The sequence below is a fragment of the Mucilaginibacter angelicae genome, assembly GCF_042434235.1.
GTDB lineage: Bacteria > Bacteroidota > Bacteroidia > Sphingobacteriales > Sphingobacteriaceae > Mucilaginibacter > Mucilaginibacter angelicae.
Window position 1 is genome coordinate 55,728 of record NZ_JBHLTS010000017.1, and the last position, 20,225, is coordinate 75,952.

The window sequence follows — 20,225 nt, forward strand, 5'->3', positions numbered from 1 at the left end:
CAGGTAATTTAAGCGGTATGTATTGTAAAGTGCATACTCCTTCCTTACTTCGGCCAAAAAGTATCGTTGAGTTGCTTTAGTCAAGCATGTATTTCAAGTCTTGCAGCTGGTATAGCTCGGGCAGGCGGTTGCCGTTCAGGATGAGCGTAGGGGTTGCATGAATGCCCAGTGCATTGCACCAATCCCTTTGCTTATCCAATTTGTAATATTGGGCCTCATCAAAATTTACAGGATGGCGTTTTGCCCAATCATCATAGTTTTTAACCTTTTGGCCGTACCAGTCAAGCATGGCCTGCTTCACCTTCGTTTTATCGGGCAGGGCATATAAAGCCATCAGGTGCCGGCTTATCGGGGTGGTAGGATCGGTATCAATATTTTGAGTTTTGAAAATAATGCGGGCCTGTATGTTATCATTCTGTTCCAATAACTCTTCTAACTGTTTATGAACTTTTGAACAGGGGGCGCAATGCGGGCCCGACACCATGGTGATAACATTATTTGCTTCTACGTTACCTAAGGTCATACTCCATTCATCGCCCGGCAGCGGATAAGCAGGTTGTTCGGCCAGTAATTTATTAAACAGCTCGGTATTGTATTTAAATTCGCGCAGCTGTTGTTTTAAAGTTCTTATTTCCTGCGATTTTAAAAACAGGGGCTTAAGCAGCATAACCCATAAAATTACCGGGGCTGCCATGCAGATAAAGAGTGTGCTCCATGCAGCGCCGTTTGCATCAACGCTAAATGAAAAGCCGCTTTTTAAAAAATTTGCAGTAAGCGGGATAAACTCAAGCCATAACAAAGCCTGTACCGTGCAGCACAAAACGCACCATTGTTTTGCAATACGTGCCTGGTAATAAATAGAATAAACGGTATAGGGCAAACTGATAAGGTTAAGAACTGCCAATGCCTGCCAGGTTAATACTGAATTGCCCCCAAATAACAACAGCAACCATGTACCTGCAAAATAAAAAAAGCCTGCCTCGCTCCAGGTAAGCCCATTAAATACGTTTGCCGCCTCTGATGTTAATATAGCGTTACAATCTGTTTTGCCCCCGCTTTGACATATTACCTGTACCAGCGGGTTATTACTATCAACAGACTGGATCAATAATAACACGGCGGTAATGAGGCCCGCACTTTTAAAAACAGTAAGCAATATGGTTTGCCATCCCATATTTGCAAAGTAACCGGCGTTAAATATCAGTGCCGATGCAAGTATTAGCGCAAGGCCCAGGATCATAACGGGCAGTTGATAATCTTTTAATACATTTCTGAATTTAGCGGCATTAAAGTTTTCTGATGGTTCAACAACCAGTACAATGCCGGTATACAATTTTTTAAAGTTTTCGGCAGTCAGTTTATGTTTTTCCCAATGCTCGTTTGAAACATAAAAGCTATCACCTTCCATTTTTGTTACCACCACCAGGTCGCCTTTATCATTGTTGGTATGGGCCAAAAAGGGGCATTCCAAATCACCTAAACGCTCAAAATCTAACCTGAAGGCGTCGTTTTCGATATCAAAGGCTCTTAAAACGTCGCAAATTGCAAGCATGCTGGGCGAGTCGGGGTGCTTGCCTAATTCATCTTTAATAATATCAGAGCCAATGTTGATACCTTGATATTTTAATAATTTAAATAGTGCCCCCTGGGGTTTGAGGAGATTTTTAAGTGATAACATTTGAATACTATTAATAAAATGAATATATATTTAATTAAAAAGTAAATCATGCGAAAGCACCCTTCACTTTTATAAAGAACTATTCAGTAATCGGCTATTTTAGTAGTATTTGCTTAGGTATTAGGTGCTTATAATTGGTTTTTAAAGCTAATAATTAAAAACAATATTCAAAATATTTATTTAAAAAATAATTCTCCTGAATTAAATTTTTCGTGTAGCGACAAAAAAACTTAGCGATGGCTCAAAGCACGGCCATTAAGGGATCAAAACATTTTTTGGCCGAAAAATGAGTTTCTATCAATTTTTGGGCATTAAAGCTAAATTGCCTTCGAAGCGGAAAATCATTAATAAGCAGTTCAACAGCATCTGTAAATTCGTGTGCTGTATCTGCAATTAACATACAATTATTTAAGCCTGCTTCCAGGCCGCGGGCACCGTGTGTAGTAGTAATTAACGGAACGCCATAGGCAAGTGCTTCAATATTTTTGATCTTAAGCCCCGCGCCAAATCTCACCGGGTTTATTACGATATCTGCACCGGCGTAAATTTGATCTGTATCGGTAACAAAACCGTTAAGCCGGATCCCACTGGTTGTTGCTATGCTCAACTCGTGGCATACGGTACCATATATATTTAACAAAACCGGGTACTTAGCGGCTATTGAAGGCCAGCATTCATTAATGAAAAAATTAATGGCATCTACATTCGGTACATAAGCACTTCCAACAAAAACTATATTCTTAACATCTTCATTAATTACATATTGCTTATAATCAACAGGATGCGGACATAATAAAACATTGCCGGCACCCATTATCTGTTTTACCCTGTCATAATCGGGCTGGCATAGTACCATTACATGGTCAAAAACATTAAAGATATTTACTTCTGTCTCTCTCGAAATTTCGTACAAGGCGCCGGCGTAATTGTGCTTTTTAAATTCCTCTGCGCGGTCGCTTATAATGTCGTGAGCATCAAGAATTACATTTGTACCATCCTCCAAAACATTTAAAAAGTAGCTGCAATGGATATACTCTATAATGACAGCATCAAAGAAACGGCCTTTTATAAATTTTTTGAGGCGGCGTGCATAGCCTGTTGAATTAAGGATCCCGTTTTTTTCGAGCACATGAAATTCGGCATTTAAATTACCGGCAATTATTGTTTCTGCACTTTCGTGAACAGGGCAGGCTATAACAATTGTTAGCTGAGTTTGCCCCGACAGGTACTTGATAAGCGCCGCTATTCGCGTGCGGTGCCCTGAGTTTTTTTGCCAAAAATCAACATCAGTAATCAAAAGTACTTTTTTCATCGTGCCCGAATGATGCTTGTTAAGGTTATTATAACGGTAAGACTAAGCTATTAATTAATTTTTAATTTAAGCTTAAGTTAATGTTTGCAAATATTTAATAGAGAAAAAAACATAAAAAAATTGTTTAATACTACATTATATATAAATTGCCATACCAATTACCGTAACCTTTATTATGAACAAGCGAATAGCCGTTTCTATGCCATTAAATGTGGCCGAAAGTGAGATGCCGCTTTTTGAACCTTTTCTTAGCTATGAGCTGGCGCCGCAACATGTAAAAGTATTTAAAAACGTGTTTGTTACCTATACCGGTTTTTGCTTAAACGGTAAGGGATTAATAAAGGAATCCCATCATGATCACCCCCATCAGTACAGCGAATATCAAAATGAAGCCGCCCTGTTTTACTACGATGTAGAAGATCATCCCGAAAACCTCATCGAACTCAACAACGCTGATACTTATTTACTGATCCATCATCCATGGTATAACTATTATCACTGGCTGCTGGAGTGCATATTCAGGGCATGGATGGTAAGGGATAAAAAGGACGGGATGATTTTACTGCTGCCCGATTATTATGCAAAATCTGATTTTATCATGGGCTCGCTTAAACCGTTCGGGTTTAAAAATATATTCTACATACCATCGGGCAAAAGCCTTATGGTAAAAAATCTTTGTATCCCGCAAATTAAGGCCAGGGTAGATTCATATGATCAGGAGATGCTTGCCGCTGTACGGCATTTCTATCTCAATTATATCGACCTAAACGGTGGTATAAATACGGAACTGGGCGAACGGATTTATATTAGCCGTAAAAAGGCGCAGCGCAAAAAGGTACAAAACGAAGCAGAATTAGAAGAGATATTACAGAGGTACAATTTTACGGTGATAAATAATGAGGACTATACCTTTTTACAGCAGGTGGCCATTTACGCCCACGCTAAATACCTGGTATCTATTCACGGATCGGGTTTAACAAACATGCTTTTCATGCAGGATAATGCCCGGATCCTTGAGTTTCATAAAAGAAAAACAAATGACAAGGATTGGCATAGCAAGGCCTTCTGGTACCTGGCAGCTGCTTTAGGTTTTGATTACTACCAGCAGGTGTGCGACCCGACCGATATTGATGACGATTATTTTAATGCGAATTTTATTGTGGATGTGAAGCTGTTTGAAGATAATTTAAAACTGATGTGTACTTAACCTTGTAAATAGATACCCCTAATGGAAAAAATTTACGGATTGTTGCCTGCCGCAGGCCTTGCCACCCGAATGCGCCCGTTCAGATACCCAAAAGAATTGTTGCCCATACACTATCAGTTTGTTGACGAAACTGAATATGTGCGGCCCAAGCTGCTGATTGAACATTCGTTAGAGGCCTTGAACCTGGGCGGGGTAAATGACCTGTACATCGTAGTGCCCGAATGGAAACCCGAGATTATGCGGTACCTGGAAGATGGAGCGCAATTTGGGCATAGTATTTCATACCTGTATAACAGCAAAGCATTAGGCCTGGCCGATGCATTATTATCCGGCTATCCATGGCTTTGTGATAAAATCACTTGCTTTGCCATGCCCGATACCATTTTTTCGCCGCCAACGGCTTTCAGGGATATCATCACCGAATTACAAACTAAAAATGCAGACCTGGTTTTAGGCATTTTCCCCACCGACGAAGCACAGCATTTTGGCCCTGTTGAATTTGACGCGACAGGAAAGGTGTTACAGGTTTGGGAAAAGCCGGCCGAACCCAAAGTTAACAACGCCTGGGGCATTGCCGTGTGGAATAGCCGTTTCTGGGATTTTTTTAAATCGGAAGCAGCAGCTTTGGAGCCAGGGGTTTCCATAACTCATACATTCAATCGCGCTGCCCGGCAGGGATTAAAAGTACAGAGTGTTTATTTTGAAAATGGCTGGTATAAAGATATTGGCCGCATCAACCAAATCACATTTAACAATTAAATAACCCGGCAATGGTTAATACAGAATATGTGCTGGTGCAGTTAATAAATGAATTAAACGCGGCAATAGATGTGCAGGATATTTGTAATGATTTTAACAGCCATCCCGAATACCCAAGTCTTTTATCCTTTACCGAAACCTTAAAAAAATGGGGGATAAATAACCATGCCAGCAAAATATCTTTTACCGAACTGAATACATTACAGCCTCCGTTTATCGTATGTGTACCCGGCAAAGTAACCGAATATGTATTGGTAAGCGCTATCACCGCCGATACTATTGAGCTATCAAATAAAACATATCGTAAAGACAGCATATCGCTAAAAAGCTTTGAAGAAAAGTACGGTGGCGATGGCATTGTTTTAGTGATAGACAAAAAAGCGGCGGCGAAGCTCAAAAAACGACGGGGAAACAAATTGAAAGCCGAACTACCTGGAAATAAGCCCCCGGGTATTTTTAATACGAAACCATTATTGCAAAGATCACCTACCTGGATATTGGTGCAAGCTACGGGCTGCCTGTAAAATGGGAACAGTTTGTTGGTGACGATTTTTTTAATTTAATATTGGTTGAACCCGATCAGGACCAGGTAAAAGACATTACGAAGATGTACCCTGCTGCCAGCATCATTCCATATGCCCTGGGAGATATTAACGGAAATGCCATCCTGAATATCACTGTGGCCCAATCATGTTCGTCGATATTAGAACCTGATGCGGGTGCTTTAAGCAGATTTCCTGTTAAAGAAGCCTTCAGGGTAATTGACAAGGTGCCGGTTGAAATTTACCGGTTTGATGATTTGATTTTAAAACACAAACTTGATCCTCCGGCTTTTGTAAAGATAGATGTTCAGGGCTATGAATATGCTGTATTGAATGGCTTCGGAGAAGCTTTGGATAGTGTATTATGTATTGAGCTCGAAACCCATTTGGTTCCGATTTACAAAGGGGAAAAATCACTTACCGGGATCAATGACTTTTTAAATAGTAAAGGTTTTTACTTGCGCCACCTGGAAACAGCCGGTCTGTTTGAAGGAGAAGTGATGGAATTCAATGCCTATTTTGTAAAGCGAAAGAAATACCTGAAAGGGGTAAATGATAAAAAACTGGTACGCTTTTGGGAAAACGTGAACCGGATTCCTCCTGCCAGAAGATTTTTGGGCAGTAAGTAATCAGAAGCCTAATCCAAACGATTTTGATAGATGAACTGATTGAATAGTAGGTATTTGAAGTTTAAGTATAAAAAATGCGGGCACTATTTTATCCGGTAGATTATTGTATATATTTATGAATTGTGTACAAATTGAATAACGATCTATGATTTTTAAGCGAATAATTTTAGTTCTTATATTACTTCCTTCTTTAACGCTAATAAGTTGTGGGCAAACTCCATTCTCAATTCCCGGGGAGTTTATCAAAACATCACCTCCAAAAGTTGGAAGCGATGAATGGTATGTATTAAACGGCTCCCAAAATGAGTTTGGAGTATCAATTGTTAATGGCAAGCTTGACATCAAAAAAGTTAACGAGGTAAATAAAAGTGTACTAAAAATACCATCAGGAACTCTTATTGGGGTAAATAGAGGCGAATGGGGCGGGCAATTAACCTTTAAACCATCAGACACCACGAAAAAAAATATTGATATTAAAGAAGGAAACATCAAGTTCATTTTCAAATTAGAAAACAAGATATATTTCATAGAAGGGCTTGCCCACATGAGTTATAGCGGAGGTGCACTATTTGAGCTTCATACAACAGGCGAAAAATTCACATTTACTCAGCTTGTTAAATTTGAGGATGCCCCCGAAGCATTTACCATTTACAAAGACAAACTTCTTATTGCGACACACAAAAATTTCTATATAGTTAAAGACTTCAAAAAAGAACTTGTTTTTAAAGAAGCCTTTTGGAGTAGCTTGTACCCTAATTCAATTGCAGCATTTGACGATAAAAATGTATTTATGGGAATAAGGAGTGGAATAATAAAACTTGACTTAACAGACAAGTCATTGATATTTTATAAATACAAAGAATAAAGGATTCTGGCCGTAGTTAGCGTGATCAACGTAACACCTGAAAACCTCCTATTTTCATAGAGGCATTCAGATCAATAATGATACAGCATCAGAATCATTTATTGAAAATTTGATTGAAATAACAGATCTCTCATAAAACTTAAATTATAAAAAAGGCCTTTAAACAAGGCGGCTATAAGGCCGTAACTGCAATACACGATAAATAGCCGCTTTTCCCAATTGGTGCTGAAAGATACAATGGCTTGCTGTTTTTCCATACTGTAGGAACCGACTTTTTTTGATAAGTAGATTGCCCGGCGATATATACATCATTATTAATTACAGCAATCCCATATACATCTGCAGCAGATCCGGAAAGGAAGTTTAATTTATCGTTTTTAAAATAGCCGCCCCCTTTTTCTGTAAAACAAGCTACATATACATCCGGTCCGCTTACTGCCAGTTTGGTGGCTAATATTGCTATAGTACCGTCGCCTAACGTAACAGGTATGCTGTTTTTCCAATAGGTAACATTAGCTTTGTTCAACTTTGGATAGGAGGCAGTTACGTATACATCACTGTTTTGTACCGCAATATTGCCAGCATAGCCGGGTTTGCTATTGGGGAGAGTTGCAGGTATAAAATTTTTCCAAAAAGTAGGCAGGCCCCTGCTATTTCCTGAAATGTAAATATCAGATCCCTGTATCACCATGCCCTCTGTCGAGCCGCCTGGCCCGTTAACACCCTGAAGAACGAACCTTTGGCCGTTTTTCCAGTAAACAGCATTAAAATCAACAAATCCGGTCACATAAACATCATTCCCCTGTATAACAATAGCCGATGTTGAAGCGCTTGTAGTATTGTCAGTTAAATTTACCTGTACCCCGTTTTTCCAATAGGCTGCAATGTAGTTACCATTTTCGTCTTGTACATAGCCTGCAGCATAAACATCATTACCTTGAACAGTAATGGCGTTTACCGACGCGGTTTTTTTTATATGTGTTAAAACTACCGGAACCTGATTTTTCCAGTATACGGCCTGGTAAGCATTTGCCAACGAATCGAAAACGGTACCACCTACATAAACATTCGCGGTGTTAGTATTTACAGGGGTTGTATCTTGAGGGGTTGTTTTTGTGGTATCTTTAGGAACGACTTTAACAAATGGACCTTTGCCGGCATCTTTCTTACAGGCAGCAAATAGCAACGTTAAGATAAGTGCCAGGTATGCTACAATTTTATTATTCATTATGATAAGTGTTTAGTTATAACGCAGGTTTGAGATGCTTAAAAATAGATTTTTTGAGCAACTAATACAAACAAAAAAGCCTCCCATTTTCTTGAGAGGCTTTCGGGGTGGATGACCGTATAAATTTCTTGGCGTTTTGTAGCTGATTTGAAGACATTGGTCGATTTGCAGAATAATCTGAAAGAGCATAACGATTTTGATTTATTTAATTGGCATTTTTCCGGGGATATTTGAGCGATTAGGTAAATGCTCATTTTATCCATAGCAGAGTATTTAAAAAACGCTACAATGGAGCCTCAAATCTTCCGACTTGCCCCCATTGACCCTGAAGGTAGCTGGAACAGGATAATCCCGAACCTTTGGGATGATATGACTTGGGGCGATCTGGTCTGATACAGGCATGGTCTTTTGACAATTATCCTGCTATTTCTGACTACTCCAGTGTTCTTAATCGAACATTTATTGTTCGCTTTTGATACAGCTTAATTACTATTTCATTTTTTTTATTCCATTCAATAACAGCATTTTATATAACTGGCACTATTCTTACGATAAAAAACGTACGTATAAATAACTAATGTTTTATTTAACATTAAAGAATGACATTTTAATTAAGAAAACCTTCAAAACAAGAATGGGCGCCAACCCGAACTTTCCCGACGGGAGCACCTCATCTAACCAGGCTCTAAAAGGCAAAATGAAATATAAATTAAATAGTGACCTTAACTTTAACCGGAAATAAACCATTGCCATGAGAAAATCAATCCTCCTCCTGCTGGTCTGCCTGACCACGTTAACCGCTTTTGGCCAGACAGGCCCCGATGATCCGCGTTTTGCCGGTATGGACCGCTATGCCGATAGTGTACTCCAACTGTTCCATATTGCAGGCTTCGCCGTTGCGGTTGTGGAGAACGATAAGGTTATTTACGCCAAAGGCTTTGGTTACCGCGATTATGAAAAAAAGCTGCCGGTAACGCCGAATACGGTGTTCCCCATCAACTCATGTACGAAAGCTTTTACAGATGCCCTTTGTGGTATCCTGGCCAATGAAGGGAAACTTGGATTCGACCAACCGGTGCGTCAATATATCCCCTGGTTCAGGTTCTATAATAATTATACAACCGAACACGCGACCATCAGAGACCTGATGGCGCATCGTACAGGGCTGCCGAGGCACGACCAGGTGTCTGATTTTTTTGATAATGCCGGGCCGAGGGACAGTTTAGTCTATCGTATCAGGTATTTACAACCCTTTGCCGAGTTGCGAGAGAAGTATCAGTACAACAACCTGATGTATACCGTGCTGGGTGTCGTGTCTGAAAAGATAACCGGGCAAAGTTATGAGCAAAATATAGCAGAACGGCTGCTGAAGCCACTGGAGATGTCTAATACCAGCCTAACCACCGCCGGTTTGATGAACAGTCCTGATCATTCCCTGGGCTATTATTACGATGAGCAAAAAGGGAAGATCCTGAGCGCTGATTACGGGACTGACCCCAATCCCAATTGCCCTGCCGGCGGCATCAGCTCGTCGGTTATGGATATGAGCAAATGGCTGATTGCATGGCTGAATGGCGGCAAATACAAGGACAAACAGGTTTTACCTGACTGGTACGTAAAGGAAGCTGTTCATCCGCAGATGCCGATCGACAATTACAGTTATGGGCTGGGTTGGTATTTGTCCGCATTCAGGGGCGGGCACTTCCGGGCTGAACACAGCGGTACGGGGCGCACGTCGAACTCTTCCGTTTGTTTTTATCCGGCAGCTAACGGCTACAGCAGCCCGCACAGGATCGGAATTGTGGTGTTATCCAACGAATTCGGCGACTACGCCACCAGTTTGATACGTGATTATATTTCAGATAAACTATTGAACGCGGGACGGACAGATCTTCCGGGCAAAATTGGCGACTGGCCCGACTGGTTCGCCGGTTATAAAGCCTATTATGCCAGTATGCATAAACCCAATACCGCTCAACCCGCCACTATAGTCAAACCTTCGCCGCTTTCCCATTTGTTGAATGACTATACGGGAAAATACTTTAATCCCGGATATGGCACAATTGAAATATACCTGAAGGGGGACCAGCTGCAGGCAAGATTGAATAAGGTGGACCTAAGCCTGAAGCATTTCAATTTTGATGTCTTTGATGCGTCACCCGGTGGGAAATTAAAATTCAATACCGATAATGACGGCAAAATTGCAAATATTACGATGCCGCTTGAAGAAATGGTGAGTGATATTGTTTTCGGGCGTACTAAATGACACCAGGATAATATTTCAACCCGTGGTCAATGTTATCACCGCATTAACAAAAAAGAGGCTGTCTCAAAAGGGGCAGCCTCTTTAAAAATCAGGGTAAATGATGGGTCTGATTTCGAACCAGTTTATAGCGGATTTACAGAAAACTGCCCGGATTTGAAGACGTTAATGGTGCAAATTCAAACTAAGCTAAATATCACTTTTTGACCATTGGCGTTACATTTACAGCGGCTTAAAGTTCTATTTATTTACAACAGTTCATTCACTCCTCAAACTTTTAACCGGGTTCATCATAGCAGCCCTGACCGACTGGAAGCTGATGGTCATTAGAGCTATAACGATTGCCACTATGCCCGACAAGGCAAACATCCACCAGCTTATCGCGATGCGGTACACAAAGTTTTGCAGCCACCGGTCCATCAGATACCAGGCAACTGGAGAGGCAACTACCAATGCCGCCAGTACAAGGATAACGAAATCTTTGGAGAGCATCAGGGTAATATTGGTTACACTTGCGCCAAGTACTTTCCGTATCCCGATCTCTGCTGTTCTTCTTTTGGTGGTGAATATCGTTAGTCCAAATAACCCAATGCAGGAAATAAAGATAACGATAAATGTTGCTGCATTAATCAATTTTGCTGTGCGGTAATCCTTTTCATATAAAAGTGCTATCGATTCATCAAAAAAACGAAAGTCAAACACATCTCCCGGATACATCGCCTTCCATGACTTTTCTATCTGTGCCAGGGTTAGCTTCAGTGCGGCAGGTTGTTTGTCGCTGACAGCCAGCTTAACGGCAAGGTCCTGCTGCATTTTTGGAATATTTACGATGCAGACCGGTTTGATGCTTTCGTGGAAGGACTTTTCATGAAAATTGGCAACTACACCCACAATGGGGTAAGGCTTGTTTTGATAAAGCAGCATTTTGCCGATAGCTTCCTGTGGTTCATGAAGACCAAGAAGATGCAAAAAGGTTTCATTGATAACATACTCCTTCAAGCTGTCTGCTGGTAAAAGGTTTCGTCCGGCAAGCAGCTTCATGCCGTATAGCGACAAATAATGTTCATCGCCAGACAATTCAGGTATACGGGTTTCCGTTCCGTTTATCCCGTTCAATTTCAGCGCGATGTTGCCATCTCTGCCGTCCATAGGCGTGTACTGTTCGCTGGCTACGATACTTACGCCCGGGATCTGTTTTAATTGCTGCGCCAGTACATCAATTTGTTTTGTGGTAGCTTTGCGGCTGGTAGGCAGGATGACAATGGCATCAGTATTGAAACCCATTGCTTTGCTGCGGGTATACCTTAATTGCTGGTGAACAACCAGGCTGCCGATAATAAAAACAAGCGACAGGGTGAATTGAAAAACAATTAATCCTTTTCTCAGCCACCAATGTCGGCCACCTGGCGTTGCTGTACCTCGCAGACTTAAAGCCGGGGTATAGGCCGCTAATGTTCTTGCGGGGTAAAGGCCTGCAAATAAGCAAGTGACCAGCGTTATCGTTAATGTAAAAAGCAGGGTATTGGTTTCCAGCAGCCTGAAACTGACTCCCGGGGGAATAAATGCCTTAAATACAGAAAGTACTGGATTAACTGATAACAAAGCAATGATCAATGCAAAAAAAGTTACCAGGAAGGTTTCTATCAGGAACTGTATCATGATCCCGGTCTTGCTGCTGCCCATTATTTTCCTGACCCCCATTTCCCGCGTGCGCTGAATGGATTGGGCGGTGGCAAGGTTTACGAAGTTAACCAGGGCCAGTAACAGGATAAATACGGCTGTACCGATCATTCCGTATACAATGGGAAGATCGGCTGTACGAATCTGGTTTTCTACAACGTCGGCGTCAAAATGCACTTTTGTAATCGGTTCCAGCCACAGCGTAAGCCGTATATCGGGGTTTTTAGGTGCATAAGCTTTAACGATAGCGGCAAACCCGGCATTTACCCTTTCCTGGCTGGTACCCGGAGCAAGTTTAACAAAAGCCTGGGTGGACATATGGTTCCAGTCGTCTGCAAAAGCCTTTTTCAGGAAACTGTTTTGAACCGTACTGTAAGAGATAAAATCGGTAAATGCGAAGTCTGTATTTTTCTTCCAGTCTTCAACAATTCCCGAGATTTGCACACGAAGCGAATCGTCATAGACGATTTCCCGGCCCAGCAGGCCCCCGGGATCAACATTTCCAAAATATTTTCGTGCCCGGCTGAGGGTAAGTACTACTTTATAAGGCTGATTCAAAGCGGTCTGCTGGCTTCCGGCAAGCCAGTGATAATTAAAGATCTTGAAATATTGAGGCTCGGCCACTATCGTGCCCGGATAGTACGCTCCATCGATTGAACTGTCAAATTTTTTGATTGGCTTATTACCATCTGGCACTCCGATTTTGGCATAGTACATGCTTACTGCGGAAATCGCTTCAATATCAGGAAGCTCATGGCGGGCAGCAGCCACCGAGGAATAGGGCACTTTACTCATCACATCCTTATCACCAGCGGCAAAATGGGCGGTGGTCATCACCCGGAAGATGCGATCCTTGTCGGGGTGAAATGTATCAAAACTGAGTTCGTAACTGGAGATCAGGTAGATGGTAATACAGGCACATATACCTAAAGCAAGTCCCAGGACGTTGGTGGAAGTATAGATTTTGTTGCGCCAAAGGATGCGCCAGGCTGTTTTAAAATAATTCCGTATCATCATATTACGTTTTAATGTTTCAGGCGCCCAATGTGATGGACTTTCTGAACGCAATATTACTGGCCGTATTCGTGACTGGGCTGCCAACTTATCAATTGGCAGTTCTTTCCTCTGGCTATTTTTATATTCCAAAGGGGTTTTGCCGGTCATCTCTTTGAAAACGCGATGGAAAGTCCTTTGAGAATTAAACCCCGACTCGTAGGCGATACCCAGCAGTGTCAGCCTGTCGTAAGCGGGGTCCCGCATTTTTCGGACAATTTCACGAACCCGGAATTCATTTATAAAATCGCTGAAGTTTTTTTCCAGTCCAATGTTCATGATACGGGACAAATCATGCGGATGAATCATCAGTTTCACCGCCAATGTGGCCAATGTCAATTCAGCATCCCCGTAAAGACGGTTTGCCGCTACTGTTTCTTTTAGCCTCCGGCCTTTCTCCCTTGCATCCGACCGATCAGTTATTGGCATTGTCAGCTGAGTGCCAATATCTGGTTTAAGCGTTGCTTCTACAGTAATCCCGATCAGAACAAAGGCAACTGCAAACCAAAAAACATCATTAACCAGCGCAAAAACGCAGAATAAGCCAAGCAGAACAAATGCACGCTCAAGCCGTCGGAAAGCAAAACGCGGTCTATCCATCAACACCGGGCGTAATCGGCTATAGAAATCCTGTATCTTCCGGTGCGACAGGTACAAATAGATAATGACCGAAATTAAAATTACCCAGGTTGGCATCCAAAACCCCACAAGTAAGGGGCAAAAATGTAGTATATCTTTCCGGTTGAACCGATGGTCCGGGGATGTTAGTTGCCTCACATAAATATACAACAGCGGACCCAGGGCCGGTAAAAAAAGCGATGTAAGCCCACCGGTCTTAAATACGACTACTGCTAAGGCAGAACTTAAAAACAGGTTACCTGTTTGGCCGATCCTTTTAGAGAATCCTAAAAGCAGCGCAAGTGTCAGCCCCGTGAACAAGGTTCCCAGGGAGATTATGTCATACGGGCTGATATGGGATGTAAAGAATCTCAAGCAAAGCAATATAGTCAATCACTGTTCCAAATTTACAAAATACTGACAAATAGCGCATTAGTAACATATTGAAATAGATGGCGTACCAAAAGCGAACGGAGGGATGTCCGTTTTTGAAATAACACCACCCGTCAGGAAGTGGCTATCTTGGATTTTGGTAACCCTGGAATAAACTATACAGGTTATCTTTTCTTAAGATAACACTAAAAAAGTTGATCCCTTGTTTGTCGTGTTGGAATATGTAAATTAAATATTCCATTCCTGATAAGATGGCCCGGGCTGGGGTAAAAAAGACCGATCTGTTTTTTTAGGTTACTGATCACCTGTCCTTGACTTCGTTATCCCACCCGATCAAGGTAATGGGACATAGTTTCAGCCTGAACAATAAGAATAACCGACCCAAATGTAGCTGGCTACTTTGTAGCCAGCTACATTTGGGTGGATAACGGTGCAGAATCCGGACCATTTTGTTGAAGAATTGATTAAAACAGGCAGCTTCTCAAAAATTTTGGAAGAATAACCTTATTAAAAAAGATCGATGAATGACAGATGCTGCTTAGAATAACCTTGCAGTAAGCCTATGGCATCAGCTTTTCCAGTTTATCATCTAATTCTTTTCCGCGCAGATTTCTGGCTATAATAATTCCGTTCTCATCAATTAAGAAATTGTTGGGTATCGCGTTGATGCCATACATCAATGTGGCCTTGTTTTTATCGCCGCGCAGATCGCTGACATTCTCCCAGGTCAGCTGATCCTTCTTTACCGCCTCTAACCATTGGCTTTTACTTTCATCCATGGACACACTTAGGATAGCAAAGCCTTTGGCTTTAAAGCGGGCATACGTTAGTGCAAGTTTGGGATTTTCTTCACGACAGGGCCCGCACCAGGAAGCCCAGAAATCGAGCAATATATACTTGCCCTTGACCTGTGATAGCTTAACTACTTTTCCCATCGTATTCATTTGCTCGAAATCGGCATAGTGGTCGCCCACTTTTAGATTCCTGTTTAACAGTAGGTAATCATTGATCTCCTGGCCGTAGCGAGTGGCTTTCATTTCCGGTGTCAATTTTTGATAGAGCGCCTGGGTTGTTTCCTTTCCCCAGGTGATCGCGTAAATATTCAGAATATTGGCTGACACCAGCGAATTCGGATATTTTCTTACCCAGTCTTTTTCCACTTCTTTTCCCTCGTCGTTGGCTGACTTGATCCGGGATAGCAGGCCTTCACGCTCGGTGCTATCTTTTGTCTTCGCTAAAACCTGCCCCAGGCTGTCTGCTGCTTCATTGTAGGGTTTTCGTAAACGGTCCAGCCGCCTGTCCTCGTCTTCGGTAGCCGAGCCGATGATCAGCCCTTTTTTAAACGCGCCAGCTTTAAGGTTCACGCTGATCACTGTATTTTCCAGCCAAAAATGGACATAGTTGGTGTATTTTGCGGTATGCAGGTATACCGGCACCGCTTTTTCAGCGATCCGACCGGTCATGCTGAATTTACCGCCGATGACACGGCAGGAGTCAACTTCTTTATCAGGTGTAGCTGTCCGCAAGTAAAGCCATGTGCTATCAGGCAACCCGCTGACGTTGCCACTGATCTGATAACCAGGGACAGAAGGGGTGAAAGCAAAAGCTGATAAAATACAGGCGGTTAATAGAACGAAGAGATATTTCATAATGCGGGGGGATTATTCATCTCAAAATTACAAGACAGTATGATAGTATTTTGAAGAATTAGACCGGGCAGCTGATATTTTCGACGAGGCGGGCGCTCGGAAATTTAGTCGAAAAAAAACAGGGCTTAGTCGAAAAAGCTGCTACCTTCATTCCGGGCCCGGCAAATAATCCTTATTTTGCGATATGAAGGCGAACCTCTTTAACATAAACCGGAAATATTTCTGGATGGAACTCGGCTTTATATTTTTTATCTCCTTCGCCATCTCACTGATCAGTGACCTGGAATACAGCGTCTACGAAGAACATAATATCGCTAAATTCAGCAACGACTTTGGCTACCGGCTGGTGACCGAATCTTTGGAACTGATTTGTTACGCTATTTTTTATTGGGGGTTTTTAAAGGTATATGTATTCCGGCGCAGTCTTATTGGCGTTGTGTTATGCAGCTTCGCTTTCGTCATCTTCAACCGTGTATTTGATAAATATGTAACGAATTGGGTGCTGATCCATAGCGATCTCATATCGCTGGCGTTCCGTAAACGCGCGCTGGAGGAGTTAGTTAACCCAAGGATTTTTTTTACGTTCAATTACCCGCTGATCTCGACGATCTTTCCATTAACCGGGCTGGCTTTCCTGGTCAGGTCATTCACGCAGGACCAGGACATGAAGGCATTGAAAGAGCAGCAACTGGTTTCTGAACTCAATTATCTTAAGACTCAGCTCCACCCGCATTTCTTTTTCAATACGATCAATAATATTTATGCACTGGCGCTTAAGCAATCCACACAAACCGCCCCCATGGTGGTCCGCCTGGGTGAAATGATGCGGTACATTCTCTACGAAGCCGACCAGCCAACCGTATCCTTATCGCGGGAACTGGCTTTTCTGTCGGATTATATTGAAGTCGAAAAAATACGCTATCAACAACATATTCATATCGGGTTTGATGTACAGGGTGTCCGGCCGGAATACCGCATTGAGCCATTATTATTGCTGCCATTTATCGAAAACGCCTTTAAGCATGGGCTGGAAGAAGAAATACAAAACGGGTTTGTAAATATAGTGATCTGCCAGACCGAAGAAGATCTGACCTTGCAGGTTAGTAACAGCAAACCACAAACTGTCAAAGCGAAAGAAAGCGCCGGTATAGGGATCAAGAACGTGTGTAAAAGGCTGGATATTTTATATCCCGGCCGGTATCAGCTGAAAAATAACGAAACGCCTGAAATGTATGAGGTGGCTTTAATCCTGCCCAACGCATGATCAGATGTATCATTATTGATGACGAGCCGCTCGCGCTGGAGATCCTGGAGCATTTTATCAGCCGCACACCAGAATTGGAATTAGTCGCCAAGTGTGGAAATGCAATTGATGCTTTTAAGGTACTGCATGACCAGCAGGTTGACCTGATGTTCCTGGACATTAAAATGCCCGGTATAAACGGTCTGGATTTTGCCGGTTCTCTTAAAAACCCGCCGGCCGTCATATTTACAACCGCTTTCGCCGAACACGCGGTAAAGGGTTTTGAAATGGAAGCCATTGACTACCTGCTCAAACCGATCACTTATGAAAGGTTTGCGAAAAGCATTCATAAAATGCTGAAAGTTTGGCAGCCTGAAACCAGGGCGCCTAAAGACTACACCTATTTTAAGGTATCTGGACGGTTAATTAAAATCCAGCATGCCGATCTGCTTTATGCACAATCCGTAAAAGATTATATCCTGATCTGCACCAAAACGGGTAACCACTTAACGCATATGACGATGAAATACCTAAGCGAATTACTCCCTTCACCGGCATTTCTGCGCGTTCACCGTTCCTATTTGGTTAATCAAGCCCTGGTTAATCTGGTCGACAAAAACAGCATTCAGGTTGGTAATGACCGGATACCTGTCGGCGAAAACTATAGAAATAATTTGGAAAAAATCGGTTAATAATAGCGCACAAAAAAAGCCTCTCATTTTCATGAGAGGCTTTTGGGGTAAATGATGGGGCTCGAACCCACGACCCTCGGTACCACAAACCGATGCTCTAACCAACTGAGCTACATCTACCGTTTTGGAGAGTGCAAAAATAGAAAACTATTGGTTACTTGCAAACTCTTTTTTAAAATTACATTAAACTTACCTGTTTAGTTTAGAACGATTATAATTAATAGGTATTTTTGTAAATATGGCTGAGCAATTAATTGAACTGAATGTGACTGGTATGCACTGTAATAATTGCGCCATGTCTGTCCATAAATTCCTCGAAAAAAAGGGTTTACATAATATCCTCGTTGATTTTGCCGGCGAAGAGGTAAAATTTTCAACCAGCGACGAAGCAAAATTGCCTGAAATAAAAAAAGGTATAGAAAATTTAGGTTTTAAAGTTATTGATGATATCAGCACCCACTCGGTGCCCTTTTATGAGCGGGTAGAGAGCAAATTTATCTTCTGCGCCATCTTTACCACTCCGCTTTTACTGCACATGTTGCTGCCCTGGCATTTTCTGCATCAACCTATAGTCCAGTTATTGTTATGCCTTCCGGTTTTTGTGGTTGGTTGTTTACATTTTGGCAAAAGTGCCATTAGTTCGGTTAAGGGGGGGATTCCCAATATGGATGTACTCATCTTTGTAGGTTCCACATCGGCATTTATATACAGCCTTATTGGTACCATCCAAAATCTGGGCGCCCAATACCAGTTTTATGAAACCTGCGCCACCATCATTACATTGGTACTGCTGGGTAATGTATTTGAAAAACGTTCGGTGAGCCAAACAACTTCGGCAGTAAAAGACCTGATCAAATTTCAGCAGGTAAACGCTAATCGTATTGTAAACGGCAATATTGAGTTGATCGATGCCAAAGATGTTCGCCCCGGCGATACCCTGCTGGTTAACCAGGGCGATAAAATCCCTGTGGACGGGGAGATCCTTTCGGGTCAGGCCTCAGTTGATGAGGCCATGCTTACCGGCGAAAGCATCCCTGTTGACAAACAAAAATATGATAAGGTTATTGGTGGCACTATATTGGTTAACGGCAATTTCCACATGCTGGCAACCCGGGTTGGTTCAAACACCATCCTTGCCCAGATCATTGACTTAATGAAAAAGGCTCAGGCGGCCAAACCGCCTGTACAAAAACTGGGCGATAAAGTTGCATCTATATTTGTACCGGCGGTGATCCTGATAGCGCTTATCACCTTTATGCTTACTTATTTTGTGGGCGGCTCGGGCTTGCAGCATGCCATCATGAATGCCATTGCTGTCCTGGTAATTTCCTGCCCATGCGCTATGGGCCTGGCTACGCCTACCGCGGTTATGGTTGGTTTAGGCAGGGCAGCCAAGAACGGCATTTTGGTAAAAGGCGGCGATACTATTGAAGCGGTTACCAATACTAAATACGTAGTGTTTGATAAAACAGGTACCCTTACAACCGGTAAATTTACCGTTAATGAGATCAGGATTGAGGATGGTGCCGATATTGAGCACATCAGGGGCATGATCACCGCCATTGAAGAACGTTCTAATCACCCGATAGCTAAATCGCTTGTAAACGGATTAAAAGGACTGCCTCAGCAAAAACTCATTTTAAAATCGGTTAAGGAAGAAAAAGGCCTGGGCATGCGTGCCGAAGATATCCACGGTAACCACTACTTTTTAGGTACAGCCAAAGCAAACCACGAGGCCGATTTCAATATCGTACTGTATAAAAACCAGGTACTGATGGCGCAAATTGCTGTTGATGACCAGATAAAACCTGAAGCCGCCGCGCTTATAACCCAGCTTAAACAAATGGGTATAACCCCCGTATTGCTAAGCGGGGATAAAAAAGACCGTTGCCTTAGTGTTGCCCATCAATTAGGCATTACCGAGGTACATGCAGAAAGGCTTCCTGATGAAAAGCTAAAGGCAATTGATATTTACAAGCAAAAAGGCAAAACCATTATGATAGGCGATGGCATTAATGATGCCCCTGCCCTAACCCATGCCGATGTGGGCATATCCATGAACGATGCCAGCCAGGTTGCTATCCAGTCGGCCAGTGTGGTGCTGCTTAATACCGATCTGCAATCGGTTATCAAGTTTTTACAGATCAGCAGGCATACACTGCTTACCATAAAGCAAAACCTGTTTTGGGCCTTTGCTTATAACATTATAGCTATCCCTATAGCTGCCATGGGTTTCCTTAACCCTATGGTTGGCGCGCTCACTATGGCGTTTTCGGATGTGGTAGTAATAGGAAATTCTTTAAGGCTGAAAATTAAAAAAGTTGATAGATAATAGATCATGGTTCATGGCAGCTTTTTAGCTCCATTAGTTTTAGCGGTTAGGCCAAAGTTTACTATTTTTGAAGCTTAATGTT

The 20,225-nt window shown here is 42.3% G+C and carries 14 protein-coding genes and 1 tRNA gene; 9 read left to right on the forward strand and 6 right to left on the reverse strand.

Going from position 1 to position 20,225, the window contains the following annotated elements; translation table 11 throughout:
- Positions 1-76: 76 nt before the first annotated feature.
- Positions 77-1,678: a cysteine peptidase family C39 domain-containing protein gene (locus ACFFGT_RS05255; RefSeq protein ID WP_377021461.1), complete on the reverse strand. Its 1,602-nt coding sequence runs from the start codon at positions 1,676-1,678 to the stop codon at positions 77-79.
- 241 nt (positions 1,679-1,919) lie between these two features.
- Positions 1,920-2,990 carry a glycosyltransferase family 4 protein gene (locus ACFFGT_RS05260; RefSeq protein ID WP_377021462.1) on the reverse strand — a complete coding sequence of 357 codons (1,071 nt, stop codon included), beginning with the start codon at positions 2,988-2,990 and terminating at the stop codon, positions 1,920-1,922.
- A gap of 175 nt (positions 2,991-3,165) precedes the next feature.
- On the opposite strand from ACFFGT_RS05260, the gene ACFFGT_RS05265 reads away from it, so the two are divergent.
- From ACFFGT_RS05265 to ACFFGT_RS05285, 5 genes are all read left to right on the forward strand, one after another.
- Positions 3,166-4,197 carry a glycosyltransferase family 61 protein gene (locus tag ACFFGT_RS05265; RefSeq protein ID WP_377021463.1) on the forward strand — a complete coding sequence of 344 codons (1,032 nt, stop codon included), beginning with the start codon at positions 3,166-3,168 and terminating at the stop codon, positions 4,195-4,197.
- 21 nt (positions 4,198-4,218) lie between these two features.
- A complete protein-coding gene (locus tag ACFFGT_RS05270; RefSeq protein WP_377021464.1) occupies positions 4,219-4,956 on the forward strand; it encodes a nucleotidyltransferase family protein in 738 nt (245 codons plus the stop codon).
- Positions 4,957-4,967: 11 nt separating this feature from the next.
- Positions 4,968-5,480, forward strand: coding sequence for a cysteine peptidase family C39 domain-containing protein (locus ACFFGT_RS05275; protein ID WP_377021465.1), 513 nt, complete (start codon positions 4,968-4,970; stop codon positions 5,478-5,480).
- Complete coding sequence (locus ACFFGT_RS05280) at positions 5,471-6,127, forward strand: FkbM family methyltransferase (RefSeq protein ID WP_377021660.1); 657 nt, start codon at positions 5,471-5,473, stop codon at positions 6,125-6,127. The genes ACFFGT_RS05275 and ACFFGT_RS05280 overlap by 10 nt, the downstream gene beginning before the upstream one ends.
- 145 nt (positions 6,128-6,272) lie before the next feature.
- A complete protein-coding gene (locus tag ACFFGT_RS05285; RefSeq protein WP_377021466.1) occupies positions 6,273-6,992 on the forward strand; it encodes a hypothetical protein in 720 nt (239 codons plus the stop codon).
- 172 nt (positions 6,993-7,164) lie between these two features.
- On the opposite strand, the gene ACFFGT_RS05290 is transcribed toward ACFFGT_RS05285, so the two are convergent.
- Complete coding sequence (locus ACFFGT_RS05290) at positions 7,165-8,220, reverse strand: hypothetical protein (RefSeq protein WP_377021467.1); 1,056 nt, start codon at positions 8,218-8,220, stop codon at positions 7,165-7,167.
- 751 nt (positions 8,221-8,971) lie between these two features.
- Here ACFFGT_RS05290 and ACFFGT_RS05295 point away from each other — a divergent pair.
- Positions 8,972-10,486: a serine hydrolase gene (locus ACFFGT_RS05295; RefSeq protein WP_377021468.1), complete on the forward strand. Its 1,515-nt coding sequence runs from the start codon at positions 8,972-8,974 to the stop codon at positions 10,484-10,486.
- A 255-nt stretch (positions 10,487-10,741) separates the two neighbouring features.
- On the opposite strand, the gene ACFFGT_RS05300 is transcribed toward ACFFGT_RS05295, so the two are convergent.
- A complete protein-coding gene (locus ACFFGT_RS05300; protein WP_377021469.1) occupies positions 10,742-13,912 on the reverse strand; it encodes an ABC transporter permease in 3,171 nt (1,056 codons plus the stop codon).
- Between the two features lie 875 nt (positions 13,913-14,787).
- The gene (locus tag ACFFGT_RS05305) at positions 14,788-15,876 is read right to left on the reverse strand and encodes a redoxin domain-containing protein (RefSeq protein ID WP_377021470.1); all 1,089 of its coding nucleotides are present in this window, start codon (positions 15,874-15,876) and stop codon (positions 14,788-14,790) included.
- 184 nt (positions 15,877-16,060) lie between these two features.
- Here ACFFGT_RS05305 and ACFFGT_RS05310 point away from each other — a divergent pair, with 184 nt between their 5' ends.
- Complete coding sequence (locus ACFFGT_RS05310; protein WP_377021471.1) at positions 16,061-17,140, forward strand: sensor histidine kinase; 1,080 nt, start codon at positions 16,061-16,063, stop codon at positions 17,138-17,140.
- Complete coding sequence (locus tag ACFFGT_RS05315; protein WP_377021472.1) at positions 17,137-17,811, forward strand: LytR/AlgR family response regulator transcription factor; 675 nt, start codon at positions 17,137-17,139, stop codon at positions 17,809-17,811. Before ACFFGT_RS05310 ends, ACFFGT_RS05315 begins: the two co-directional genes overlap by 4 nt.
- 43 nt (positions 17,812-17,854) lie before the next feature.
- On the opposite strand, the gene ACFFGT_RS05320 is transcribed toward ACFFGT_RS05315, so the two are convergent.
- Positions 17,855-17,931, reverse strand: a tRNA-His gene (locus ACFFGT_RS05320).
- Between the two features lie 118 nt (positions 17,932-18,049).
- Between ACFFGT_RS05320 and ACFFGT_RS05325 the strand changes: the two genes are divergently transcribed.
- Positions 18,050-20,143, forward strand: a complete 2,094-nt coding sequence (locus tag ACFFGT_RS05325) for a heavy metal translocating P-type ATPase (RefSeq protein WP_377021473.1) — start codon at positions 18,050-18,052, stop codon at positions 20,141-20,143.
- Positions 20,144-20,225 lie beyond the last annotated feature (82 nt).

Bases quoted from the DNA above. Each gene is read 5' to 3' on its own strand.
- ACFFGT_RS05290 (WP_377021467.1), bottom strand. From the start codon at position 8,220: ATGAATAATAAAATTGTAGCATACCTGGCACTTATCTTAACGTTGCTA.
- ACFFGT_RS05305 (WP_377021470.1), bottom strand. From the start codon at position 15,876: ATGAAATATCTCTTCGTTCTATTAACCGCCTGTATTTTATCAGCTTTT.
- ACFFGT_RS05260 (WP_377021462.1), bottom strand. From the start codon at position 2,990: ATGAAAAAAGTACTTTTGATTACTGATGTTGATTTTTGGCAAAAAAAC.
- ACFFGT_RS05295 (WP_377021468.1), top strand. From the start codon at position 8,972: ATGAGAAAATCAATCCTCCTCCTGCTGGTCTGCCTGACCACGTTAACC.
- ACFFGT_RS05285 (WP_377021466.1), top strand. From the start codon at position 6,273: ATGATTTTTAAGCGAATAATTTTAGTTCTTATATTACTTCCTTCTTTA.
- ACFFGT_RS05275 (WP_377021465.1), top strand. From the start codon at position 4,968: ATGGTTAATACAGAATATGTGCTGGTGCAGTTAATAAATGAATTAAAC.
- ACFFGT_RS05325 (WP_377021473.1), top strand. From the start codon at position 18,050: ATGGCTGAGCAATTAATTGAACTGAATGTGACTGGTATGCACTGTAAT.
- ACFFGT_RS05315 (WP_377021472.1), top strand. From the start codon at position 17,137: ATGATCAGATGTATCATTATTGATGACGAGCCGCTCGCGCTGGAGATC.
- ACFFGT_RS05310 (WP_377021471.1), top strand. From the start codon at position 16,061: ATGAAGGCGAACCTCTTTAACATAAACCGGAAATATTTCTGGATGGAA.
- ACFFGT_RS05265 (WP_377021463.1), top strand. From the start codon at position 3,166: ATGAACAAGCGAATAGCCGTTTCTATGCCATTAAATGTGGCCGAAAGT.
- ACFFGT_RS05270 (WP_377021464.1), top strand. From the start codon at position 4,219: ATGGAAAAAATTTACGGATTGTTGCCTGCCGCAGGCCTTGCCACCCGA.
- ACFFGT_RS05300 (WP_377021469.1), bottom strand. From the start codon at position 13,912: ATGCCAACCTGGGTAATTTTAATTTCGGTCATTATCTATTTGTACCTG.
- ACFFGT_RS05255 (WP_377021461.1), bottom strand. From the start codon at position 1,678: ATGTTATCACTTAAAAATCTCCTCAAACCCCAGGGGGCACTATTTAAA.